Genomic DNA, 25,231 nt, shown 5'->3' with positions numbered 1-25,231 from the left:
AATTACCCCTTGGATAGTTAAATGTTTCGGAACTTATGCCTCTTCGCACATTTTGATCAAGACAATATTCTTGCAGATTATGTGCCTTATTACTTAGAGGCGATCCGGGCTGCGGGCTTCGACATTGTCGTCATTTCTACCTCGGACCTCTCTGCCGACGATATATTACGCCTCCGGTCTGTCGCCCACGACGTCATTCTGCGTGAGAACAACGGCCATGATTTCGCATCATGGGCGCTCGGTATCGAGAGGTACGCAAGCCTCGTTTCCGGGCAACTCATGATCGCGAATGATAGCGTTTACGGCCCGATCGGCGATCTGAGCCGGGCTATCGTACGCCTTACCAGCGTGTCGTCAGACGTTTACGGGATGATCGAAAGCAGAGAAATCAATCGCCATCTGCAAAGCTGGTTCATTATCTTCGAGCCGCACGTACACGCAAGCTTGGCGTTCCGAAGCGTGTTCAGGCAACCGTTTCACCAGATGTCGAAGGCAGAGATCATCCGGAAGGGCGAAGTGGGACTTTCGCAGAGTTTGATTGCAAACGGCTATAATATAAGAGCGTTGTTTGACGGCAACTTCAACAATGGTCAAAAATTAAAAATATCATCTAACACCAGTCATTTTCTATGGCGCGAGCTTATCGAAAATGAGGATATACCGTTCCTCAAAATTGAACTCCTCCGCGTAAACCCTTGCCGCATCGGTTCGATCTCCAGATGGATAGACGTCGTCGCGGCGAAGCGTCCCGAACTGGTACCGATGATTAAAGACCATCTTGTCCGCACGTCTAAGGGCCGAAAGGACGATGCCGCATCGCCACGTTGCGGACCGGCCTCCCGAAATGATCCGGAATTCTTCGTAGGGCGGGATTATGTCTACGCCGCAGCGGGACGCAGAGCAGCAAGCCTATTCAACTATATTTATAGTAGATTTTATTCACTAAAACGCATGATTCTGCGTCATATTTAGAATAAAACTAATCTTACATGGCATATTCCCGCAAAATAGAAGCAACGCTACGACCGCATATCGACGATTAACCTTTAGGTAAAATAACAGAATAGCACCGGGAGCGTCGGCGTCCCTTGGTATGACTCTGCCGGCACCCCTCGCTTTGACAATTCCTTGCATGAGGTCGTACCGCTGCTTCAACGGCCGTCAGACGACCATGGCTCTATCGAGAACCGTGCGACCGGCATCCCGTTCGTGCTGCGCTCCGGATTGTCCTGGGAGATCCTGCCGGCAGGGAAGGCCTCTGGCTGCAGCCTGAGCGAGTGGTGGAAGGTAAGGCGCGTGGGCGCGCCTGAACAGGGTACTGCCGGGGTGACTTAATGGAGCCGATCAGCGCGACTTGATGGGAGCGCATCCCTCAGCGGCGGCTATCATGGTCGGTTTTGGCGCCACCGGGCTGGGATTGCTCGCGCTGTTCCTTACAATCCGTAGCCAGCCGCCTCGGCAATGTTCGCAAGATCTTTTCCGGGTGCGGCAAACGCCGCACCCGATCGATCGCGTGAATCCGACTATCAGGCCTCGACCAGTCTTGGGGATACAGTTGGCTCGATTTCGAGATGCTCCTCCATCAGCGCAGCAAAACGTTCCGCAAAGATTTCCAGCGAAAGTTCCTTTTCGAACACCCGGCGCGCTGCGGCTCCCATCTGGCTTATCGTATCACGTTGCATGAAGGCCGAACGCATCTGCTCAGCGAGAGAGAGGGCATCACCTGTCTCAAACATGAAGCTAGAATCTCGATCGAACAGCGTGGAAACCCCCACCGCGTCACTCAGGATAATTGGCGTCGAAAGCATGGCGGCCTCGGCAACGACAAGTGAAAATGACTCGTCCCGAGAACAGCATACCAACACATCGGCGCCTGCCATGACTTCGAGCTGCGCCTTGTGATCCAGCACACCAATATATTCGATCTCGGGCATTCTCACCATCTGAGCCTTGATATTCTCCCAGTACTCATGATGGTGTGACCAAAATTTTCCGGTGAGAATAAAACGACACTGTAGACGAATCTCTTCAGGCAGCGCTGCGATCGCCTCTACGAAGATATCCTGGCCCTTGCGAGGCTCGACCGTACCGGACACCAGGAATGTGAATCGCGACGTCGGATCTACACGCTCGCTGAGGCTGCGCTGATCCGGAATGCCGTTGTGCAGAATCTTGACATTGATGTCACTCGACATGAACCGCCGAGCATAATCGCTGACACATACCGCCTGAATGCGCTCCCAGGAAACGCCCTTCATTTCGCTCTGCCGTCCAGCGAGCATTTTCGCTTCGTGCAGCCACCATATGGTACGAAGAATGGGAACGCGCGACAGCTGCTTCACCAACTCCACAGTTTCCATGGTATTGGCGACAACAAGGTCAAAATTTCGGGCGAAGCGCTCAACCAAGAAATGGTGATTGTTCATAGACGCGTCGATTATGACGACGATGCCCTCCTGCACGAGTTCATGACGCAAGGGGCCGTCGCTCGGAGCCACGACCACAGGAAACCCCCCGCGTTCTTTCACTATTTTCGCAGCATGAAACAACATGCGCGGCGCGCCCGTCATCGTGAGTTCATGCGAAGCGAAGAGAACGTCTGGACCAGAGTATTGAAGGTGCGGATCAATATGATCAGCAAATATCTTATATTCAAACGTGAAATCACGATACAGAACCGCCTTCATTGATTCCGTGAAGTTCGGATCCCGTGAAAGAAGCGATCCCCAGCGCTTGAGAGCGAATATATCAGCTTTGTATTTAGATTTTTTGCTTCCCCACGAGTGATTTCCAATATGACGGAGCACTGCATGCGGATTATAAACGCAACGCAGGCCCGATTCGATCAGCTTGTAGCTGAGATCCATATCGGAGTGGCCGTCGGGCGTGTTCACCTCATCGAAGGCCCCAATCTGCAGGAACGTCTCTTTTCGCAGAGCGCAACACGCGCCCGAAAGGATTGAAACGTTCCTGATCCACTGATGCATGGTGAGGAAAGAGTCAAAGCTGTTGACATGCACATGATTGTACGCCGTGCCACAAAGGCCCGGCGTTCCCGAGATCATGCCCGCGTACTGGATCGTGTCGTCTTCGTAGAGTAATTTAGGCGAAACGCCCCCTACTCCTGGGATCCAGAGGCATTCAATAAGGCGCTCGATCCAATCGTTCTGCATAGGAAATACATCGTCATTGTAAAAAACAACAATATCTCCATGCGCCGCTCGTGCACCTTCGTTGCATTTGTCAGAAAAATTGTATTTTTTATCATATTTGATGAAACGTGCCGACTTCCAATCGGCGTACTCCTCGCTGAGGAGTTCGGCCACCGGTCCGTTGCAAACCACTACGACTTCATAGTTCGGATACCCGGTGCCGACTCGAATAGCATCCAATGCAAGGCGCAGGTTCCTAGCGGAGTCCGAGGGAATGACGATAGAAACTTTTGTACTGTCGAAGGGCAAGTCAAAATTGGGAATATTAGCTAGAGGGCCAGGCTGCGCTTCGGCGGGAATGCCGCGGCGTCGAAACGAGTCATTGAGTGCTGCAATGTTCGACTCGCGCGCATAATCCTTTCCACCGCTTGCGGCAGATCCGGGAATCGCACGCCAGAGATAGAGAATACGTTCGATGTGAACAATGCGATCGGTAGCCTCCGACATTCGGAGAGCGAGGTCGTAGTCTTGCGAAAAATCGTACTCGCCCCGGAACCCACCGACCGATTCCACCAAATTTCTGCGATAGACCGTCAGATGACCAGTAACCATGCTATTCAGCATAACTTCAGGAGACCAGTCAGGCTTGAAAACAAAATGGAACAGCTTACTCTGCTCTGTATCGTCCACCTTGCACTCGTCTGAGTACAAAAAGTCGGCATCGGGATTTTGATTCAGCGCTTCGACAACGCGGAAGAAGGCATCGGGCGTGAGTTCGTCGTCATGATCTACCAAGGCGATAAATTCGCCGCGAGCCATCTGGAGCGAAACATTGGACGCCGCGGAAATACCTCCGTTCTTCTCCATCACAGAGAAGCGCACCCGTGGATCGCCTGCGGCAAGCTCCTTTAATAGATTACGTTGTTCATCGGTCGGCGAGCAATCATCGACCGCGCATAGCTCCCAGCGATCATAGTATTGAGCTTGCAAAGACTCTACTACGCGCCTTAACCACTTCACTGGCGTTTTATAGACTGGCATTATTACCGAAATTAACGGCTGGCATACAAAGGTCTTCTGGAGCTCGACGGCTTGGGCAATCGTGAGTTCCGATTGTTGCTTGGCAAAAATGTCTCGAGCAGTGTCATTGGGATCGCACGGGGATAGACCCAAATCTGTGATTATTGTCCCCGTTTCGAGCGAACGTAATTTGGCCCGAACACCACCGACACCATCGGCAAGCAATGTCCGAACGCCTAAACGTGCTAAATTTATTGGTCCACCGGCGCGCTGGCTCATGGCTGGGACCAGCCGGGCGATACGCCGGACCCGCCCGCTCTGAAGAGCGATCCACCCATGACGAGCCTTCCGCTGACCGCCCAGGCGCTGCATGGCGAGACTGACACCTCGCATCGGCGCTGTCACACGCCAAGATGTCGATAAGAGAAGAGCCTCACGATGCGCCTTCGCTAACGACAGGGGCCCTTCGATGCTCTCCAACTCATCCCGCAAACGCGCGCTCAGTTCGCTCAGGTGCGCGTAGTCCAGGGCCGCTTGTTCCGCGCGCGTACGGAGGACATAGACTTCCGCTTTTAGTTCGTCGCGCTCGGTCTCCCATGCCTCCTTCGCGGAGGACAAATCGGCCAGCGCGTCAGCATGTGTCTCTGCGCGTGTGCGGAGAACGCAGGCTTCCGCTTTTAGCTGGTCGCGCTCGGTTTCCCATACCTCCCTCACGGAGCGGAAATCGGTCAGTTCGCGCTCGAGGCGATCTTGCGACGACACCAATTGAGCAACTTCGGCGGCGAGCGTCGCGGAGTCGGCGCGCGCCTTCCGAAGTTCGAATTCCGCCTGCACCGCCGCACCGCGTGCTGCAAAAAAGCTTCGGACGCCCTGGAGATCGCTTCGATTGTCGACGGACTCAAACAGATGACGGATCGGCGCGGGAAGATGAGTTCCGACGCCGAGTACCCCAAGGCCATAACCATGCAGGAATTCGAAGTGAGGATAATCAGCAGCGAGCTCGTTCCATAATCTCCAGACACCGAAATCGTCCTGCCTAACATTTGTATCGTGAAACAGTACAACGGCAGATTTTGAAAGCTTAGGCTTCCACCCTTCAAAATCATTTCTCGCAGCCTCATAAGTATGAAGCCCATCGATATGCAAAACGTCGATCTGACCATCCGCAAAGTGCGTGATAGCCTCGTCGAACGTTGTGCGCATGAGCGACGAAAAGCGTTTGTATCGCTGATCGTTTAAAGAGCTGACTACGGAAAAAACAGATTCATCATAATAACCGGCGTGCTGGTCACCCTTCCATGTATCTACAGCAAAGCAATTCGTATCGAGATGCAACGATTCGACCGCCTGACAAAAGCCGGCGTATGATGTCCCCTTGTCAGTGCCGAGTTCCACGAGCATCCTCGGGCGCAGAATTTTCATGAGCCAGAAAGCAAAAGGAAGGTGCTCTATCCAAGCGCTCATCGCGAGGTGCTCGGGAGACCAATCCACTTCCGACCCAATACTAAGGCGAAGAATCATTCCACCCATATTTTCTGCATCGTAGGAGTGCTCATTGATGGGCATAAACAAATCCTTTTCCGGCGATCCACATTAGTTTATGCTCTCGACCTATTTAAATTATCGATTTTAATTTCTAGATGCAGGTCAACTCTGCGAAACAGTTAGAGTAAATCACTCCTCCGCGCAGATTATTCCCCCTTCAGCCGGCCCCGTCCGCCGCATACGCCGCCAACACCTCGTCCGGCGCGCCTTCCATCATCAGCGTGCCGCCCTTCATCCAGAGCGTGCGGTTGCAGAAGCGCTTGATCGAGGCGTTGTCGTGGGAGGCGAGGAACATGATGCTGGCCTTCTGGATCATGCCGTGGAGCCGCTTCTCGGCGCGTTCCGCGAAAGCGGCGTCGCCGACGCCGATCACTTCGTCGAGGATCAGGATGTCGGGATGAACCGCCGTGCTGACCGCGAAGGCGAGCCGCAGCATCATGCCGCTGGAATAGGTACGGATCGGAAGGGACAGGAACTCGCCGAGTTGGCTGAACTCTTCCACGTCGGGCACAATCGCCTGCGCCTGCTTGTGGTTGAGCCCCAGCATGATGCTACGCATCTCGATATTATCGTAGCCTGAGGCATCCGTATCCATGCCCATGGACAGATCGATCAGGGACGAGATGCGCCCCTCGATGGTGGCGGTCCCCGAGGTCGGCGGATAGACCCGGCTGAGCACCCGCAGGAGCGTCGTCTTGCCGGCGCCGTTGCCGCCGACGAGACCGATCCGGTCGCCATCGCGCGCTTCGAAGCTGACCGCGTTCAGCGCCTTCACCACCTGGACGCTGCTGTCGCGGTCGTTCTGCAGTCCTCCGCCGACAGTGCGACGCAGAATCTCGCTCTTCAGGGCACGGCCGCGCGAATTGTAGACGGCGAGCTCGACGCTCGCCTTGTCGAGGACGATATGAGCCATCCTGCCCTCAGAGCCAGTACACGACGCGGTGCGAATATTTGCCCGAGAATGCCAGGGCGATCAGCCAGCCAATGACCAGCAGGCCGAGCAGGATGAGGTAGGACGTTGCACTCGGCAGATGGCCCAGCAGAGGCTCGCGCATCACGTCCAGCATGCTGGCAAAGGGGTTCAAAATGAGCACGGGATGGTCGACCCGCAATTGAGAAGGCTTGAACACGACCGGCGAGACGAAGAAGGCGACTTGTACGACGCTCGCGACGATCTGCGGAATGTCGCGGAACCGCGCCGACAGGATGGCCAGGAGGTAGCCAATCCAGGCCAGGTTGGCGAGCACGAGCAGCAGGCCGGGAACGAACAGCAGGATGTGCCAGTCGATCACCGTGCCGGTGACGAGGAACAGGACCGGCAAAATGATCAGGTTATGGGCGAAGATGAAGAGGTTCCGGGCCATCGTCCGCAACAGGTAGGTGAACCGCGGCAGCGCGACCTGCCGGATGATGCTGTCGTTATCGGTAAAACTCGAACAGCTTTCGTTGATGGTCTGCGACATCAACCCCCAGAGCACGAGGCCTGTGCCGAGATGGGGCAGGTAATCGGCCATCGAGGTGCCGAAGAGCGAGGCGTAGATCCCGCCCATGCCGAAGATCATCACGGCCATGCTGAGGGTCAGCCACAGTTGGCCGACGCGCGAGCGGCGATACCGACGGATCACGTCGTTCTTGGCCAGCATCCACCACATGCGCCACGCGCCGAAGCCTCCGACGACGTCGGCGACCCCTCCTGCTACCAAACCCATGCGGCCTCTTTCCCGGAGCCCTGCTCCTGCGGAGCAGCCGATGCCGGCCCTCCCAAAGCACGCGCCTGCGCGCATTGGCAAGTTTTGGGTCGCCGGGGGCAGGAGATCCGGACCGGACGTTGTGCCGGGCCGCGCGAGTCGAAGCGCCTCACCCGACCTGTGCGGCGTCGTCGGCGAGAGCGAGAAGCGTCTGGCGCAACCAGCGATGGGCCGGGTCGTCGTCATAGGAGGCGTGCCACAGCATCGAGATCGCCACCTCGTCGAGGGCCAGCGGCGCCGGGCTGACGGCGAGGCCGAGGGTTCCGGCAAAGAGGGTGGCGAGGCGCTCCTGCATGGTGGTGAGAACGGGCGCGCTCCGCACGAGGAAGGGCACGGCGAGGAAGCGTGGCGTCGTCACCGCAAGGTCGCGGCGAAGGCCGAGGAGGGCGAGAGCGTCGTCCACCACGCCATGCGCCGTTTCCTTCAGGCTGGTGAGCACGTGGGGAAAGCGCAGGTAATCGTCCAGCGAGATCGGCGGAGTGAGCCCGACGAGGTCGGCGTTGAACAGGCAGACGTAGCGGTCCCGGTAGAGCAGCCTCTGCTTATGGTGGGTCTGGCCGTGGCTGAACGTGCCGATGCCGAGATCGACCCTGTCCGCATCGAGTTCCTGCAGGATGCGGATACGGTCGATGGAGCGCAGGAGCAGGCTGATCCCCGGTGCGTGCCGCCGCAGATAGGCCAGGAGCCGCGGGCCGAGCAGCACCTCGGTCGAATCGGGCAGGCCGATGGTGAAGGTGCGCGTTACGCTGCGCGGATCGAACGCCTCGTCGCGCCGGACCAGCGACTGGATCTGGCGCAGCAGGGTACGGACGGGTTCGGCGAGGGCGAGGGCGCGAGGGGTGGCGCGCATCCCCTCCGGTGCCCGGGTGAGGAGTTCGTCGCCGAAGGTGGTGCGGAGCCGGGCGAGGCTGCTGCTCATGGCCGATTGGCCGATGCCGATCCGGGCGGCGGCGCGGGTGACGCTGCGCTCCGCCAGCAAGGCATCGAGGGCCACGAGGAGATTGAGATCGATGCGCGACAGATCGACGTGATCAATAGTCATTATCGATTCTATCTTTTTGATCCATGCTGCAGCGCACAGCATATCCGGTCTCGAAGCAAGGGCGCGCCGCGCCCCGCCCAACGAGCGAGTCCAGATATCATGACCTTTCGCAACCTCATCACCAGCGCCGCCCTCACCAGTGCCCTTCTCGCCGGCCAAGCTTCCGCCGAGACGATCAGGCCCTTGGGTGGCGGCAGCGTCAGCCTCGGCGATCTCTCCGGCGTGGCCTATTATACCGCCGAACCCAAGGGCTACCGGGTCGTCGTGACCCTGGCCCGCACCGAAACCGGCCGCGCCATGCGGTTCGAGACGATTCTGGCTTCTGGCCAGAGCGTGACCCTCTCGACGCCGCAGGAACTCGGTGCCTCGGCCGATTCCATCGAGATCACCCGCTCCGGTGACACGGTCGCGGTGAGCAGGCCCCGGCCCGAGCCGCGACGGGAGGCCGCCGCCCGCGATTGAGGCAACACCAGACGACGATGAGTGTGGCTCATCGTCGTCTGCCCGGGCGATTGCTCGGAAGCGTGCGGGGGCCCTCTTCACGAAGCCTGTCCTGCGGGGCAGAACCGTCCATCATCGGTTGGACTTTCTCCGCGAGGTGGAATTCATGGTGGGACAGGATTCATGGCAGGACTGAAGGACAAGCGCGGCTTTATCGACAAGGACAGGCTCGATCTGTCCGAGCGGCAGGCCGTGGAGCACTGGATGAAACGCTGGGGCGTCACGCGCGATCAATTGATCGCCGCCCACCGCAAAGCGGGCCATATGGTCAAGGACATCGCCGCCGAACTCGGCAAGAAGCGCTGATCGGGCGGATGCCGGCCAGAGGTCGCCGGCACGAGACGCAGCGGGACGGGAAACGTCGGGACCACGAGACGCGTTGAGACGCGGCGACGGGCGAGAGCGGGAGGCGGGCGGGTGCCACTGAAGAGACACGGGCTGCTCCCCTGGGGCGGCATGCTGAACGACCGCCGCTACGCCGTCTCAGAATCCGCCCGCAGCGCCGACCTGCGCGCCCTCAGCGCACCGGACCGTGGCCGTTTCCGCAAGATCGTGAGCTGGAACCTGCTTCGGCGCACGGGTGCCAAGGTCGACAGCATCGTCGAACTCGTCCTACGCGAGCAGCCCGATCTCCTGCTGATGCAGGAGGCCACGAAAGAGATCGCATCGATAAAAGAGCGGCTCGGGGGCGACTATGCCTGGGCTCCGCTGCCCGGCCGTATCCATGGCCTTGCCATGTGGAGCCCGGTGGCCTGGGCCGCGCCTCCGATCGTCATCAAGCTGCCGTCCGGCGCCTTGGTCGACCGCGTCTGCCAGATTCTCGACATGGGGGATTTCGGGGTCGCCAATGTCCATCTCTCGCATGGGCAGGTGCTCAACCGGCGGCAATTGCGGCGGATCGAGCAGAGCCTTCCGGCGCGCGCGGCGGTGATCGGCGATTACAATCTCATCGGTCCGGCCCTGCTGCCGGGTTTTCGCGATGCCGGGCCGCGCATTCCCACGCATGCCATGGTGGACCTCGTGCCCCTGCGCATCGACCGCTGCCTCGTACGCGGCCTCGCCTGCCTCGGGCGTACGGTGCTGCCGCGCGGCGCTTCCGATCACCGGCCCATCGTCGTGCACCTCGCCCCGGCCCCGGCGCAGCCGACGGCGCACGATATCAGAGGTATGGCAGCATTAGTCGCACGGCTGCGTCGCGCAGCCGGACGGGAAGCGACCGCCGCGCCAGTTCTTCGGACGTCAGGCGCGCCTCCATCTTCGTCCGCATGAACCGGTCGAGCCGGTCGGCGAAGGCGCGGTCATAGACCTCGACATTGAGCTCGAAGTTCAGTCGGAAGCTGCGCATGTCCCAGTTCGCACTGCCGACGAAACTCCACTCGCCATCCACCACCAGCAGCTTCGAATGGTCGAAGGGCGGCTCGTCGAGCCAGATCCGCACACCGCTCTCGAGCAGGGGCGCCACATGCGCCCGCGTCGCCCAATCGACGAAACGATGGTTGCTCGCACGAGGGATGATGACGTCGACGCGGATGCCGCGGGTCGCCGCGAGGGCGAGGGTGGTCGATAAAATCTCGCTCGGCAGGAAATAGGGGGTCACCAGCCGGATGCTGTGCTGAGCGCAGCTGATCGCCGACATCACCGCGAACTCGATCTTCTCGATATCGGCATCCGGGCCGGAGGTGACGACGCGCGCCTCGATCTCGCCCGCCGCACCCAGCGGGGGAAACCAGCGCGAACCGTCGAGCTCCTCCCCCATCACGAAGGCCCAGTCGCTGGCGAAGGCCTGGGAGAGCTGTTCGACCACCGGACCTTCGATGCGAAAGTGACTGTCGCGCACGGGGTCGGGCGGCGACGTCGCCACGAGGTTCTCGTCGGCGATGTTGATGCCGCCCGTGAAGGCGATGCGCCCATCGACGATGAGGATCTTCTTGTGGGTGCGCAGGTTCAGGAACGGCATGCGCCAGGGCAGGGCGGAATGCATGAACAGGCCGACCGGTACCCCCGCCCGGCGCAGGCGCCGCGCCATGGCGGGAAAGAAGTAGCCGCTGCCGATCCCGTCGATGAGCACCCGCACTTCGACGCCGCGTTGCCGGGCGGCCAGCATGGCCTCGAAAAAGCGGCCACCGGTGATGTCGTTGCGGAAGATGTAGCTCGACAGGGCGACGCTCCGTTGCGCGCCCTCGATCGCCGCCAGCATCGCCGGATAAGCCTCGTCGCCGTTGCGCAGGGCCTCGAACGCGTTGCCGCCGAGGAGGGGTAGCTGGGTGATCTGCCGGACGGCGCGGTCGAGGGGCCGGAGTTCGTCCGGCACGGTGGCGTCGGGAAGGGCCGGGGCGTTCGCCCGCTGCGACGGCCTTACCCGCAACTGGCGCGCCCGGCGCGAGACCCGGTTCACGCCGAAGATCGCGTAGAGGGCCGTCCCGAAGATCGGCGACAGCCAGGCGAGGCCGATCCAGCCGATGGCGGTGCCGATCTCGCGCTTGCGCAGCAGGGCATGAACAGTGACGAGAAGCGCCAGCACGATGCCGAGGAGGGCCAGCACCTCGGCCCGGATCGACCCGGTCGCCTGCAGCCATCGGTGGAGGAGGTCTTCCAAGGATCACCCCAGCCTGAAAACGGGATCGCGCAACGCGGACCTCTTTAGCCCCGCGCCCGCGGAAAAACCTAGCCTTTGCCCGGCGCGGCGGCAGGCACCGGAGGAAGCGCCTCCGCACGCGAACGCGGTGGCCGCAGGGTCTCGGCGAGCAACTCCACCTGCGTCACGAGGCGGACGAGAGAATCGGGGCGGGGCAGATCCGGATGGGAGGGCAGGGCGCCGCCCTCCTGGGCGAGACGGGCGAGGGTCTCGGTGATCCAGGCGATCCAGGCGCAGCCGATAGGCCCATCGGTGCTGGGGTCGGCGGCATAGCGCAGGGCGGACAGGCGCGCGCCGATCCGGCGCAGGGTCGCATCGGCGACCATCGCGGTCTGGACCTGCGGGTGGCGCCCGGCGCGGGGCTGCTGGAGGGCGCGGGAGAGGGCGGCTTCCAGGGTGTTGAGGGCGAGGCCGCTGGCCCGCGCCGCGGCTTCGGCGGCCCCGCTCCGTTCGGCTTCCGCCCGGTTCGAAAGCACGGTGCGCGCAAAATCGGCATGCGCCTTCACCGCCTTTCGCAGTTCCAGGCGGACCTGATCCGGCTCCCAGACCGGCCATAGCAGCAGGCTGCTCACCACGGCGATGAGGCCGCCGAGCAGAGTGAAGAGCGCGCGCATGCCCGCCACTTCCCAGGAGGCATGGCCGGGCTCCATCACCTCCACGAGCAGCACCACCAGGGGCGTCAGGCAGGCGATGAAGAAGGCATAGCTCACCTGCCGGGCGGCGAAACCGATGATGCTCAAGGGGAAGATCAGGGCCGAGAGCGCCAGGGTCGTCGTGGCGAGGCTGGCGAGGAGGGCGCCGAACAGCCCGCCGAGCACCGTGCCGCCGATCCGCTCCAGCGCCCGCTGCCAGGTAGCGGCGTAGAAGGGCTGCATCGTCAGCACCACCGTGATGGTGAGCCAATGCGTGAACGGCCCCGGCCAGAGCAGGGTTAGGCCGAGGACAGGCGCGGTGACGACGCTGGCGCGGATCGCGTGCCGCAGGTTCGGCGAGGCGAGGGTAAAGTTCGCCTTCAACGGGCCGAGCAGCCGTTGGCGCAGGGGCAAGCTGGCGCTCCCCAATAATGTGCCGCCGGGGCGATACCCTTCCGGCGTCGAGAGCTTGGCCCCGATGCGGACGCGGTCGAGGATGCGCTCGGCCAGCGCCTTGAGAGCCGGGTCGGATGCGAATCCGCGCCCCGCCCGCGCGATCGAGCGCTCGATGCGCGGCAGGTCGAGGACGGTGTCGTCGCGGATCGCCCGCGCGACCACGAGGAGGAGCGGTCTCAGGCGACGCAACAGACGCCGCGTCCGGACCTGCCGATTGGGATTGCGGTCGGCCTCGATCCGGTCGGACAGGGCGATGAGGGCGGCGAAGATCTGCTCCGCGGTCTCCAGCCGGATCAGGGCCTGGGCGGTGCGGTCGGAAACCCTCTCGCGGCTGCGGGCGATGTCGACGATGAGGCTGCGGGCGAGTTCGATCGCTTCCCGCGCGCCGCGGCGATGGGCGCGCGCATGGTCGTCGAACCCGGTCGCATCGGCTTCCTCGGCGGCCGCGAGGTCTTCGAGATCGCCGCTGAGCAGAGCGAGCCTGCGCCAGACCTCGGCGACGGCCCGCTGGGTCGGGCGATAGGGGTTGAGCCGCCAGAGGGCGAGGGCCAAAACCGTCGCCCACAGGCCGCCGGCCAGCACCATCGCACCGGCGATGACGGCCTCGCCGCCGGTGAGCGGACGGTCGAGGGCGAAGGCCAGGACGAGGACGAGGACGTTGCCGGCGGTCTGCTCCTGCACGCCCCAGACGCGGGCATAGGTGCAGCAGAAGATGACGAGGGTGGCCAGTGGCACGACCACGGCCGGGCCATGGGGCTGGAGCAGGCCGAACAGGCTCCAGATCAGGCTGCCGAGCACCGAGAACACGGCCAGCACCATCAGGCGGGAGCGCACCGGACCGCCGATATCGGCAAAGCAGGTGAGGTTGGCCGCCAGCGCCATGATGAGGAGCGGCGACCACGCCACGAATTCGTGGAGAAGGATGACGGTGCCGAAGGCGCAGGCCGCCCGTATTCCCTCGATGATGCTGAGCCCGCGCGGGTCGAGGGCGACGGGCAGGCGGGCCAGGTTCGATCCCGGCGCGGACAGGGAGCCCCGGCCCATCAGGAAGTCCGCCACGCGCCCGCGCCGGAGGCCGCCGGACCTTGGGGCACCCGTCTTGGCCATGGGTTTCGGGGAGAGAGGCAACTGGGGCGCTCCGCCGGGCGGCCTGCACGAAGACGGGCGGTTTAGAGCCTATCGCGGCGGCGCAAAACCCTCTATGGCCGCCTCGCCACCCGGGCCGGCATCCAGCGCATGCCGACCCGGCGGGCTTTCACATGAATCGTATACATTTTTCTCCCGGTGAGCTGGAAGGAGCCCAGTCTGGCCGGTGCTTTGCATGGGGGGACCGGAGACCGGCAAACTTGCCGGACGTGGATCCTCGAGGAAAAGCACAACACGATGAGAGCCTTGGCAGAACGTCTTCGCGTTGGACTCGTGGCCGCGGCGCTGGCCAGCGGCGGCATGATGCCGGCGGCTTGGGCTCAGGGAACGCTGCGGATCGGCATGACCGCATCGGACATTCCGCTCACCACGGGTCAGGCCGACAATGGCGGCGAAGGCATGCGCTTCACCGGCTACACGGTCTACGACGCCCTCATCAATTGGGAACTATCGAGCGCCACCAAGCCCTCGGAACTCGTCCCGGGCCTCGCCTCGTCCTGGGCGGTGGACGCCACTGACAAGACCAAGTGGATCTTCACATTGCGGCCCGGCGTGACCTTTCACGACGGCTCGCCCTTCACCGCGGAATCGGTGGTGTGGAATCTCGACAAGCTCCTGAAGAACGACGCACCGCAATTCGACCCGCGCCAATCGGCGCAAGGGCGCTCGCGCATCCCCGGCGTCGCCAGCTACCGCGTCGTCGATCCGATGACGGTGGAGATCACCACCAAGGCGCCGGACGCGACGCTGCCCTACCAGATCGCCTGGATCATGATGTCCTCGCCGGCGCAGTGGGAGAAGCTGGGCAAGAGCTGGGACGCCTTCGCCAAGACCCCGTCGGGGACCGGCCCGTGGAAGCTGACACTGTTCGCCCCGCGCGAACGCGCCGAGATGGCACCCAACGCCGAGTATTGGGACAAGGCACGGGTTCCCAAGCTCGACAAGCTGGTCCTGGTGCCCCTGCCGGAGGCCAATGCCCGCGTGGCGGCCCTGCGCTCGGGTCAGGTCGACTGGATCGAGGCCCCGCCGCCGGACGCTGTCGCGTCGCTCAAGGGGGCGGGGTTCAGCATCGTCACCAATGCCTATCCGCATAACTGGACCTGGCACCTGTCGCGAGCCGAGGGCTCGCCGTGGAACGACATCCGCGTGCGCAAGGCCGCCAACCTCGCCGTGGACCGCGAGGGCATGAAGGAGATGCTCAACGGGCTGATGATCCCGGCCGAGGGATTCATGCCGCCGGGCTCCGCCTGGTTCGGCTCGCCGACCTTCAAGCCGACCTACGATCCCGAGGCGGCCAAGAAGCTCCTGGCCGAGGCCGGCTACGGCCCGAACAAGCCCATCGTCACCAAGATCCTGATCGCGCCCTCGGGCTCGGGCCAGATGCAACCCCTGCCGATGAACGAGCTGATCCAGCAGAACCTCGCCGATATCGGAATCAAGGTGAATTTCGAAGTCGTCGAGTGGAACGCGCTCATCAACCTGTGGCGGGCCGGCTCGAAGGCCGACGTGTCGCGCGGCGCCACGGGAATGAACTTCTCCTACTTCATCCAGGACCCTTTCACCGGCTTCATCCGCCATCTCCAATGTAATCTGGCCGCCCCCAACGGCACGAACTGGGGCCATTACTGCGACCCCGAGATGGACAAGCTGTTCGACCAGATCCGGACGACCTTCGATCCCGTCGAGCAGATCAAGGTGCTGCAGAAGGTCCACGAGAAATACGTCGACGAGGCGCTGTTCCTCATGGTCGCCCACGACACCAACCCGCGCGCCATGAGCTCGAAGGTGAAGGGCTTCGTCCAGGCCCAGAATTGGTACCAGGACTTCTCGCCCATCACGGTTGGGAAGTGAGACGCATCCTCCCTCCCCCTTGTGGGGAGGGACCGAGGGTGGGGGTCGCTCCGCTAGCCTCCGCAGGAAGAGGATCGCCCTGCCACCCCCACCTCCAACTCCTCCCCACAAGGGGGAGGAGAGCCGCCACACTCGATTGAGGTCCTCCGGATGCTCCCATGCTGAGCTTCATCCTCCGCCGCCTCCTCACCGTCACCCCGGTGGCGCTCGGGGTCAGCATCGTCTGCTTCTCGCTGGTACATCTGGCGGAGGGCGATCCGCTCAGCTCCATCCTGCCGGTGGACGCCACCCAGGAGACGATCGACGCCATGCGGATCGCCTACGGCTACGACAAGCCGCTGCCGGTCCAGTACGCCTTGTGGCTGTGGAAGGTGCTCCATGGCGATCTCGGCACGTCTATCGCCACCGGCAGGCCGGTCTTGAGTGAAGTCGGTCGCGCCGTCGTCAACAGCCTGATCCTCGCCTCCGTGGCGACCCTGATCGGCTTCACCTTCGGCTGCCTGTTCGGTTTCGTCGCCGGCTATTTCCGCGATTCCGTCCTCGACCGGGCGGCCTCCGCCATCTCGGTCTTCGGTGTGAGCGTGCCGCATTACTGGCTCGGCATGGTCCTGGTGATCGTGTTCTCGGCCCAGCTCGGCTGGCTGCCCTCTACCGGAGCCGGCCCCGACGGGTCGGGCAACTGGAAGCCGGATCTCGAGCACCTTCGCTACATCATCCTGCCCGCCATCACGATGTCGGTGATCCCGATGGGTGTCATCGCCCGCACCGTCCGTGCGCTGGTGGGCGACATCCTGTCCCAGGATTTCGTCGGGGCACTCAGAGCGAAAGGCCTCTCCGAGTTCGGCGTGTTCAAGCATGTGGTGAAGAACGCCGCCCCCACCGCTCTCGCCATCATGGGGCTGCAGCTCGGCTACCTGCTCGGCGGCTCGATCCTGATCGAGACGGTGTTCGCCTGGCCCGGCACCGGCTTCCTCCTCAACGCCGCGATCTTCCAGCGCGACCTGCCGCTGCTGCAGGGCGCCATCCTCGTCCTGGCGATGTTCTTCGTCGCCCTCAACCTCATCGTCGACGTCGTGCAGACGGCGCTCGACCCGCGCATCGAGAGGGGCTGATGGCACTCGGAACCAGTCCGGCCGCATCGGCCATCGACATCGCCGGCGGGGCGCCCCCGCTCACCTCCACGCCAGATGCCTTCGTCGCCTCGCGCGGCTTCTGGGGCAACGTGCTGGCCAAGCTCCTGCGCGATCCCGTGGCGATGACAGCGGCGTGTCTCATCCTCGCCATCGTGGCCATCGCGTTGCTGTCACCCTGGATCACGCCCATGGATCCGTATCGCGGCTCGATGGTGCGGCGGCTGAAGCCCGTTGGCGACGCCACATACATTCTCGGCTCGGACGAGCTCGGGCGCGACATGCTGAGCCGCCTGATGCTGGGCGGGCGCCTCTCCCTGTTCATCGGCGTCACGCCGGTGATCCTCGCCTTCCTCCTCGGTTCCAGCATCGGCATTCTCGCCGGCTATGTCGGCGGCTGGCTGAACACGGTGCTCATGCGCACCGTCGACGTGTTCTTCGCCTTCCCCTCGGTGCTTCTGGCCATCGCGCTCTCGGGTGCGCTGGGAGCGGGCGTGTTCAATTCCATCGTCTCGCTGACCTGCGTGTTCACACCCCAGATCGCCCGCGTGGCCGAGAGCGTGACGACGCAGATCCGCTCACGCGACTATGTCGATGCCGCCCGCCTCTCCGGCGCCTCGACCCTGACGATCCTGCGCGCGCAGGTGCTCGGCAACGTGCTCGGACCGATCTTCGTCTACTCCACCAGCCTCATCAGCGTGTCGATGATCCTGGCCTCGGGCCTCTCCTTCCTCGGCCTCGGCGTGAAGCCGCCGGAGCCCGAATGGGGCCTGATGCTCAACACCCTGCGCACGGCGATCTACGTGAACCCGATGGTCGCGGCACTTCCGGGCCTTGCGATCTTCATCGTCTCGATCTCGTTCAACTTGTTCTCGGACGGCCTGCGTTCGGCAATGGAAGTGAAGTCATGAGCACGCCCATCGCGTCGAGCCCGCTCTCCCCCCGCGACCGCGGCGGCCCGGGCCAGCCACTTCTCACCGTCGAGGGGCTGGTGAAGCATTTCCCGGTCAAGAAGGGGATCGGCGGAAAGAAGGCCGTCGTGCGCGCCGTGGACGGCGTCGATTTCGACATCAAGAAGGGCGAGACCCTGGGGGTCGTCGGCGAATCCGGCTGCGGCAAGTCCAGCACCGCCCGCCTCATCATGGGCCTGACCCAGCACGACAAGGGAGAGATGCTGTTCGATGGCGAGCGCATCGGCAGCCGGGCCCTGCCTCTGCGCGAGTTCCGCGCCCAGGCCCAGATGGTGTTCCAGGACAGCTACTCGTCGCTCAACCCGCGCATGACCATCGAGGGGTCCATCGCCTTCGGCCCACGGGTCCACGGGGTGCCCAAGCGCCAGGCCATCGAGCGGGCGCGCAGCCTGCTCGCCCGCGTCGGCCTGGAACCGGCGCGTTTCGCCGCCCGCTATCCGCACGAACTCTCCGGCGGCCAGCGCCAGCGCGTGAACATCGCCCGCGCCCTGGCACTGGAGCCGCGCCTCGTGGTCCTCGACGAGGCGGTCTCGGCCCTCGACAAGTCGGTGGAGGCGCAGGTTCTGAACCTGCTGATGGACCTCAAGCAGGAATTCGACCTCACCTACCTGTTCATCAGCCACGACCTCAACGTCGTCCGCTTCATCTGCGACCGGGTGGCAGTGATGTATCTCGGGCAGGTGGTGGAGATCGGCCCGGCCGACACCGTGCTGGCCGACCCCGCCCATCCCTATACCAAGGCGCTCCTGTCCTCGATGCCCTCGATGGACCCGGACAACCGCACCACCGTTGCGCCCCTCGCCGGAGACCCGCCCAACCCCATCGACCCGCCGCCGGGATGCCGTTTCAACCCGCGCTGCAGCCTCGTGGAGGATGTCTGCCGGAGCCAGGTTCCGCCCCTCGCCCCGGTCGACCCCGTCCACCGCGTCGCCTGCCTCGCCCGCCAGCCGGGATCCGGCCATTCGGCGGCGCCCGCCCTGTCGGTGGCCGCATGAGCACGATCCTTCGCCACCGAGGCACGCCCCGATTCGCGCCGAACCCGAGATGCGACCGATGACCCGAGCGGTTGGCAAGGAACCCGCCGTCGAAATCCAGGGCCTGAAGGTCACTTTCGGCGGCAAGGTCCGCGCGGTCGATGGGGTCGATCTCACCCTCGGCCGAGGCCAGGCCATCGCCCTCATCGGCGAGTCGGGATCGGGCAAGAGCGTGACCCTGCGCGCGATCATGCGCCTCAACCCCGAGCGCAAGACTGCGATCGAAGGCCGCATCCTCGTCGCCGGCCGCGACGTGATGGCCATGGGCAAGCGCGACCTGACGGCATTGCGCGGCCGCGAAGTCGCGATGATCTTCCAGGAGCCGCTGCTGGCCCTCGATCCGGTCTATACGGTGGGCCGCCAGATCATAGAGGCGATCCGCCAGCACGAAGGAATCGGCGCAGCCGAAGCGCGGGCCCGCGCGCTTCAACAGTTCGAACGGGTGCGCATCCCGAGCCCGGAGCGGCGACTCGACGCCTATCCGCACGAGATGTCGGGGGGTATGCGCCAGCGCGCGATGATCGCCCTCGCGCTCGCCTGCAACCCCAAGGTCCTCCTCGCCGACGAGCCGACGACGGCCCTCGACGCCACGGTGCAGATCCAGATCCTGCTTCTCCTGCGCGACCTGCAGGCGGAACTCGGACTGTCCACTCTCTTCGTCACCCACGATCTGGGTGCCGCCGTCGAAGTCGCCGACCGGATCGCGGTGATGTATGCCGGCCGCATCGTGGAGGAGGGCTCCGCTCGGCAAGTGGTGCTGAACCCGCATCATCCCTACACGATCGGCCTGCTGCGCAGCCGCGCCGACGGGGCGCTCGCCAAGGGCTCCCGGCTCCAGACCATCCCGGGAAGCCCGCCCGACCTCGCCAACCGCCAGCCGGGCTGCCCCTTCGCACCGCGCTGCTTCCTTGCCGAGGAACGCTGCCGCGTGGGCGACCCGCCGGTGGTCGAGGCCGGACCGGGCCATCGCGCCGCCTGCTGGAAGACCGACGAGGCGGCGCGGAGCTTCCAGGCTCAGCGGGCGGAGTTGGCGGACGCGTAGCCCCCCTCCCACGACCTCGCCCTGAAGTGCCGAAGCGAAGCACGGACGTTTTTCGAGGCCCCTTCGCGCGGCACCTTGGACTGAGGTTGAAGGTTGAAGAACCGCCCCCATTCCCCAGCGACTGAACCGAGACAACGGATAGGCATATGAGCACGACCCACAATCTCCGCGTCGACGGCGCGCGCCTGTGGTCCACGATCATGGAGACCGCCCGGTTCGGCGCCACCCCCGCCGGCGGAATCAACCGGCTGACCCTATCGCAGGAGGATGGCCAAGTCCGGGACTGGTTCCGGGATGCCTGCGAGGCGGCGGGCCTCGAAGTGGGTGTCGACGCGCTGGGTACGCAATTCGCCCTGCGGCGCGGACGCGACATGACGCGCCTGCCCGTCGCCTGCGGCTCGCATCTCGACACACAGCCCACGGGGGGCAAGTTCGACGGCATCCTCGGCACCCTGGCGGGGCTGGAGGTTATGCGCGCCCTCAACGATGCCGGCATCGAGACCGAGGCGCCCCTGCTTCTGGTCAACTGGACCAACGAGGAGGGCTCGCGCTACGCACCCGCCATGATGGCGTCCGCCGCCTATGCGGGCGAGTTCACGGTGGAGGACATCCATTCCCGTCGCGATGCCGCCGGCATCGAGGTGAGGCAGGCGCTGGAGGCCATCGGCTATCGCGGAGACGAGCCGGTGGGCGAGCGCAGGATCGGCGCTTTCGTAGAACTGCATATCGAGCAGGGTCCGATCCTGGAGGCCGAGGAGACCACCATCGGCGTGGTCGAGGGCGGGCAGGGGATCGCCTGGTTCGACGGCGTGGTGACGGGTTTCGAGAGCCATGCCGGCACGACACCGATGCTGCGCCGGCGCGACGCCCTCAACGGCTTCGCCGAGATCGCACTGGCCGTCGAGCGGATCGCCCATGCCCACGGTCCCACGGCGGTGGCGACGATCGGCGAGGCGGCGATCGGCGCGCCATCGCGCAACGTCATTCCCGGCCGCATCCGCTTCACCCTCGATGTGCGTGACCCGAAAGCCAAGACCCTCGATGTGGTCGAGAGTGAATTGCGAGCGGAACTCGACGCCATCGCCGGTCGGCGCAAGCTCACCATCGAGCTGACCCGGATCTGGCGCAAGGAGCCGGTGCCGTTCGATGCCGGAGTGGTGGGCGCCGTCGAGGCGGCGACCAAGGGTTTGGGCTTCAGCCATCGCCGCATGGTCTCGGGCGCCGGCCACGATGCCTGCAATATCGCCGCCCTCGCCCCGACGGCCATGATCTTCGTGCCCTGCCGAGACGGGATCAGCCACAACGAGGCGGAATCGGCGACCCAGGGCGATTGCACCGCTGGCGCCGACGTCCTGCTCCAGACCCTTCTCACCCTGGCCAATTCACCGGTTCGGGCTGGCTGAACCGGAGTCGTCCGGGTTGGTTGGCGAGGTTCGGCAGCGACGTCATACATGTCTGCTGGAACGCACGCTCCGGCCTATCGGCGTCGAGCTCAGTGGATCGACCATCTCCCTCTCTCGCAGCGACAGGCATGCAATATGATGCTTTGCGCTGCCGAGGTGCGGGGCGGGGCCGGTTGTGGCCTCGCATACAGCCCCTTCATGGCGCAGCCGGAAGACCGCGGCGAAGTGAGGGAGATGCATGACAGAGACAATCTATGTGAATGCGACAAGCCCCCACAAAAGCAACTACAGGAAAATCCCTTTATCCCCTCTTCATTGGGTTGTGTTGCGCGCAAAAAACACGCAACGACATATTCTCCAAGCATATCCTGGAACAAATTCATTCCTGTAAGGCGGCATATTGGCCGAGGAGAAAGTAGCATGTCGCCACGGTCGCCGATGGATCCATCCGGACGGTCGGATGGCGCATCGCGCCGTGTCCCGTCTCGCCGCCTGCTGAAGCTCATGGACAACGCCACGGATATCGCTTTCTGGTCGGCCGATCTCGAAGAACTCGGCATCCATGGTTCGATCGGGCTTCACCGCGTTCTCGGCCTGCCCCCCTCCGTCGCCCTGAGCTTCGGCGTCGTCGAGGCCATGATGCATCCCGATGACCGGGCCGCGCATACGGACATGCTGACCGTTCTCCGCAATGGCCGGCCTCTCAAGCGCGAGTTCCGCATCATCCGGCCGGACCAGACACTGCGCTGGATTGCCAGCCATGCGGAGGTTGTGCATGGCCCCGGCAATCGCCCGAGCCAAGCCATCGGCGTCGTCGAGGATGTGACCGACCAGTACGACGCGAAACACTCCGCCGAACAAGGATACGATCGCTTCAAGGCCCTGCTCTCGGCTACCGCCGCCGTGGTCTGGATCGTCAGCCCCGACGGCAAGTCGATCGACATGCCGCTCTGGGAAGAGCTCACCGGACAGCGACACGAGCAGTTCCAGGGGCTTGGCTGGCTCGACGTGCTTCATTCCAACGACAGGGAGCGTACGAACTTCGCCTGGCGCACGGCCCTCAGCCACGACACGGCCTATAACACCGACTATCGGATCCTTTGTGTCGACGGGATCTATCGCTGGTTCAACGCCCGTGGCGTGCCGATTATGAACCGAGACGGCTCAGTGAAGGAATGGGTCGGCGTGTGCCTGAGCGTCCCAGGACAGAGCCGATTCCAGGCTGCTTCATCGACAACGGAAGTACGCGGCCCCGCGAGCGATATCGGTCGCGGCGGCGGGGAGATCACGTCCGCACAGGTTCGGGCCGCCCGCGGGATGACCGGCCTGTCGAAGGACGAGCTGGCTCGACGCGCGAGCGTTTCGGTTTCGACCATCGTCCGGATCGAAGACCCCGACGCCACGATCCGGCCGCGACGCGACACGATCCAGGCGGTGCGTCAGGTTCTCGAACAGGCCGGCGTCGTCTTCACCTTCGATCCAGGGCACAAACCCGGCGTGCGAGAGGCGTAAGGCTGGGCCTCGTCGAGTCTGATCTGTGTTTCCGGTTCACCGATATGGGGTCGAGACCACCTTCGCTCACGCGCCCGTGTCGCTGGAGACTGGCTGCCTAAACCGTTGCTTCAGCCGCTTGCCGAGTTCTCCCCTGCGCGCATACCAGGCTTGACGGATCGCGCGATCGAGCTCGGCAGGGGCGACCTCGTTGAGCTGATCCGCCAATGCCATCATGCGCTCGTCATCGGCAAAGGCGAGTTCGCTGCGAAAGAGCAGGATCAGCCCGCGAACGTGTCGTGGGTCGATATGAAGCAAGCGTGACAGGACCTGAGATGACTCACTGGCAGCGCCGTAGCGGAACAGCCGATCACCGGCTTCCACCATAAGGTTGAGATCCCCACCCGCCACATGTGCCACGGCGCGCCACGCGGCCAGGATGGATTCCTCGTCCCCTGTCGATTCGAGGGCCTTGGCAGCTAGCCGCCGAACCCTGCCCTGATTGTTCGTCATCAGCACGGAGATGTAAGAGCTGAGCCGATCCTCGTTCTTCTCTTCCTCGGCGAGACGGCCGAGAGTCTTCCAGGGCTCTTGCAACTCCGCATCCGTCTGGCAGGCGCGCAGGATCAGGTCGCCGCCGCGCTCGCGGTCCCCCTTGATGAGGGCGATTTCGCCGAAGAGCCATATGCCTATGGCGCTGTCCGCGTCCCGCCGGAACTCAGCCTCGGCGATCTCGGCCATGGCAGCGACATCCTGTAGTTTCATGGCGCGCCGAATCCGCACCGGAAGCGCTTCCTCGACCTGCGCTTCCAGTAGGGCGGGCGCGCCATTCTCGTCGATCAGCTTCGCCTCCAAACGGCGCGCCCGCTGGGCGAGGCGGATCGCCCGTTCGATCTCTTCCGGGCAAACCGTCATCATGAGAACCACCAGATCGGCCAAACGCTCGTTGTCGGAGAAGAGCAGTTCGCTGCGGTACAGCATCAGCAGGATGCGTCCATTGGTCGGATCGTCCGCAAAGGCTGCCTCGAAGATCCGTGCCGCATCCTCCCCCGCTCCCGCGCGGAGCAGGCGGTCTCCGGCCTCGATCTGGAGGTTCACATCACCCTGAGCCGCCACCGCGACCTGACGCCATGCTTCGACGGCCGCTTCGTCGGTGCCGGTCCGCTCGATGATCTTGGCGGCTATCCGCTTGATCCGGCCTTTACCGTTGGTCATCAGCACGCTGGCCAGGAGCTTGAGCCGCTCCTCGTCCTGTTCGTCTTCGGCGATTCGCGCCAACGCCTTCCACGGCTCCTCGAAAGAGGGGTTGGCCTGACAGGCACGTAGGATCAAGTCGATGCCACGTCGACGCTCTCCGCGCGACAGGGCGAGTTCCCCATACAGCCAGATCGCCGTTGTACTGTCCGGATCACCCTCCATCTCGGATGCGGCGATGGAGGCCACCATCGGCCAATCCTCGAGCTTCAGAGCGCGACGGATCCGTGCCAGCAAAGTCTCTACGGCATCGACGTCGGGCCTGTTGAGGTCGACTAGCCTCATGTATTCGTGGATGGCCCGCTGAGCGTTAGAGTAGAGGACGATCTTGTCGCTCTGCACTACGCCGACGATGTCGCAGAATTCCCGAACCAGCGTGACGTTCGACGAGATGACGATGAAGCCGCTCGCGGCCGAGCGCTGCTTAACAACGCTGGCGAAACGGTCGGTGAACTCGGCCGTCTGCGGAATAATGTCCCCGTCAACGAAATACGTCTCGTAGGGCAGCCCATAAGACAGGGCATACCGGAAGGAGAGGGCGATATCGGCAGGCACCTGCTTGTAGGGCACGTCCATGAAAGCGTCGATATTGGCCACGAACGCGACGAACTTGATAAGGCTCGTCGGCTCGATCCGGTGCATCTTGGCGGCGAATACGCAGTTCCGCCTCAACGTGTGTTGCACCACGATTCCCGCCATACGGCCGACGGGGCTCGAAATCTCCGCCTCGCGCCGGACTTTGCCGATACTGGGCGCCCGCACCCCCATGATGAGGTCGCTGAAAGCACGGCGCTCGATCTTCGAAGCGCAGAGAATCCCGACACGCCGGTTCGTCGGGATGACCCCGGTGAGGCCGCACAGAACCGCGTGCGACCGCGACTGAAGCGACCTGAGCCAGACGTTCTCCAAGATCAGCATGAAACATCTCGTACGGAGAGCGATAGGCACCGTTTCACCGCACGTGTCGCCGGTCGCGCGCTCAATCCCGATCTCCCAATCCGAAATCTAAAACCGCGTCACGCGAGGAAGCAACATCATGCCTCGATCCAGCATGCGTCGACAGAGACCGAACCGAATTTCCCTGTCCGACCTTCCTTGGCGAACCAAGCCCCAATCCCGGCCCTGACGTCGATCCGGCGTGTTTGTCACGATCGACGGTCCTGCTGCAACGACATGGC

At 63.5% G+C, this 25,231-nt stretch carries 18 protein-coding genes; 11 read left to right on the top strand and 7 right to left on the bottom strand.

Going from position 1 to position 25,231, the window contains the following annotated elements:
* The first annotated feature begins 21 nt into the window (after positions 1-21).
* On the top strand, positions 22-972 hold the full coding sequence (locus RQI43_RS11940; RefSeq protein WP_311275281.1) for a rhamnan synthesis F family protein: 951 nt from the start codon (positions 22-24) through the stop codon (positions 970-972).
* Between the two features lie 554 nt (positions 973-1,526).
* Here RQI43_RS11940 and RQI43_RS11930 read toward each other — a convergent pair.
* From RQI43_RS11930 to RQI43_RS11915, 4 genes are all read right to left on the bottom strand, one after another.
* On the bottom strand, positions 1,527-5,738 hold the full coding sequence (locus RQI43_RS11930; RefSeq protein ID WP_311275280.1) for a glycosyltransferase: 4,212 nt from the start codon (positions 5,736-5,738) through the stop codon (positions 1,527-1,529).
* Between the two features lie 136 nt (positions 5,739-5,874).
* On the bottom strand, positions 5,875-6,630 hold the full coding sequence (locus tag RQI43_RS11925; protein ID WP_056427259.1) for an ABC transporter ATP-binding protein: 756 nt from the start codon (positions 6,628-6,630) through the stop codon (positions 5,875-5,877).
* A gap of 7 nt (positions 6,631-6,637) precedes the next feature.
* Positions 6,638-7,426 carry an ABC transporter permease gene (locus RQI43_RS11920; protein WP_156467756.1) on the bottom strand — a complete coding sequence of 263 codons (789 nt, stop codon included), beginning with the start codon at positions 7,424-7,426 and terminating at the stop codon, positions 6,638-6,640.
* A gap of 148 nt (positions 7,427-7,574) precedes the next feature.
* Complete coding sequence (locus RQI43_RS11915; RefSeq protein WP_056427262.1) at positions 7,575-8,507, bottom strand: LysR family transcriptional regulator; 933 nt, start codon at positions 8,505-8,507, stop codon at positions 7,575-7,577.
* A gap of 99 nt (positions 8,508-8,606) precedes the next feature.
* On the opposite strand from RQI43_RS11915, the gene RQI43_RS11910 reads away from it, so the two are divergent.
* From RQI43_RS11910 to RQI43_RS11900, 3 genes are all read left to right on the top strand, one after another.
* Positions 8,607-8,969, top strand: coding sequence for a hypothetical protein (locus tag RQI43_RS11910; RefSeq protein WP_056427265.1), 363 nt, complete (start codon positions 8,607-8,609; stop codon positions 8,967-8,969).
* Positions 8,970-9,131: 162 nt separating this feature from the next.
* Entirely contained in the window at positions 9,132-9,314 is a 183-nt protein-coding gene (locus tag RQI43_RS11905) for a DUF3606 domain-containing protein (RefSeq protein WP_056427268.1), read from the top strand.
* A gap of 111 nt (positions 9,315-9,425) precedes the next feature.
* Positions 9,426-10,277, top strand: a complete 852-nt coding sequence (locus RQI43_RS11900; protein ID WP_244477999.1) for an endonuclease/exonuclease/phosphatase family protein — start codon at positions 9,426-9,428, stop codon at positions 10,275-10,277.
* Here the strand turns inward: RQI43_RS11900 and cls are convergent.
* A complete protein-coding gene (cls, locus tag RQI43_RS11895; protein WP_311275279.1) occupies positions 10,168-11,604 on the bottom strand; it encodes a cardiolipin synthase in 1,437 nt (478 codons plus the stop codon). The two genes, RQI43_RS11900 and cls, sit on opposite strands and share 110 nt — an antisense overlap.
* Before the next feature lie 68 nt (positions 11,605-11,672).
* Positions 11,673-13,838, bottom strand: a complete 2,166-nt coding sequence (locus tag RQI43_RS11890; RefSeq protein WP_244478000.1) for an FUSC family protein — start codon at positions 13,836-13,838, stop codon at positions 11,673-11,675.
* Between the two features lie 276 nt (positions 13,839-14,114).
* Between RQI43_RS11890 and RQI43_RS11885 the strand changes: the two genes are divergently transcribed.
* The 7 genes from RQI43_RS11885 to RQI43_RS11855 all read left to right on the top strand — a co-directional run bounded on the left by RQI43_RS11885 (position 14,115) and on the right by RQI43_RS11855 (position 22,820).
* Complete coding sequence (locus tag RQI43_RS11885) at positions 14,115-15,728, top strand: ABC transporter substrate-binding protein (RefSeq protein ID WP_311275278.1); 1,614 nt, start codon at positions 14,115-14,117, stop codon at positions 15,726-15,728.
* 158 nt (positions 15,729-15,886) lie between these two features.
* Positions 15,887-16,840 (top strand): ABC transporter permease, encoded by a 954-nt coding sequence (locus tag RQI43_RS11880; RefSeq protein WP_056427292.1) that lies wholly within the window; start codon positions 15,887-15,889, stop codon positions 16,838-16,840.
* A complete protein-coding gene (locus RQI43_RS11875) occupies positions 16,840-17,769 on the top strand; it encodes an ABC transporter permease (RefSeq protein ID WP_311275277.1) in 930 nt (309 codons plus the stop codon). The genes RQI43_RS11880 and RQI43_RS11875 overlap by 1 nt, the downstream gene beginning before the upstream one ends.
* On the top strand, positions 17,766-18,824 hold the full coding sequence (locus RQI43_RS11870; protein WP_056427298.1) for an ABC transporter ATP-binding protein: 1,059 nt from the start codon (positions 17,766-17,768) through the stop codon (positions 18,822-18,824). Before RQI43_RS11875 ends, RQI43_RS11870 begins: the two co-directional genes overlap by 4 nt.
* A 58-nt stretch (positions 18,825-18,882) precedes the next feature.
* Positions 18,883-19,905 carry an ABC transporter ATP-binding protein gene (locus RQI43_RS11865; RefSeq protein WP_311275276.1) on the top strand — a complete coding sequence of 341 codons (1,023 nt, stop codon included), beginning with the start codon at positions 18,883-18,885 and terminating at the stop codon, positions 19,903-19,905.
* Between the two features lie 146 nt (positions 19,906-20,051).
* Positions 20,052-21,308 (top strand): Zn-dependent hydrolase, encoded by a 1,257-nt coding sequence (locus RQI43_RS11860; RefSeq protein WP_056427306.1) that lies wholly within the window; start codon positions 20,052-20,054, stop codon positions 21,306-21,308.
* A 198-nt stretch (positions 21,309-21,506) separates the two neighbouring features.
* Entirely contained in the window at positions 21,507-22,820 is a 1,314-nt protein-coding gene (locus tag RQI43_RS11855) for a PAS domain-containing protein (RefSeq protein ID WP_311275275.1), read from the top strand.
* 66 nt (positions 22,821-22,886) lie between these two features.
* On the opposite strand, the gene RQI43_RS11850 is transcribed toward RQI43_RS11855, so the two are convergent.
* Positions 22,887-24,971 carry a hypothetical protein gene (locus RQI43_RS11850; protein ID WP_311275274.1) on the bottom strand — a complete coding sequence of 695 codons (2,085 nt, stop codon included), beginning with the start codon at positions 24,969-24,971 and terminating at the stop codon, positions 22,887-22,889.
* Between the last annotated feature and the right edge of the window lie 260 nt (positions 24,972-25,231).

The sequence above is a fragment of the Methylobacterium sp. WCS2018Hpa-22 genome (assembly GCF_031843785.1).
In the GTDB taxonomy this organism is placed as follows: domain Bacteria; phylum Pseudomonadota; class Alphaproteobacteria; order Rhizobiales; family Beijerinckiaceae; genus Methylobacterium.
This window is presented reverse-complemented; position numbering and strand designations above follow the sequence as displayed.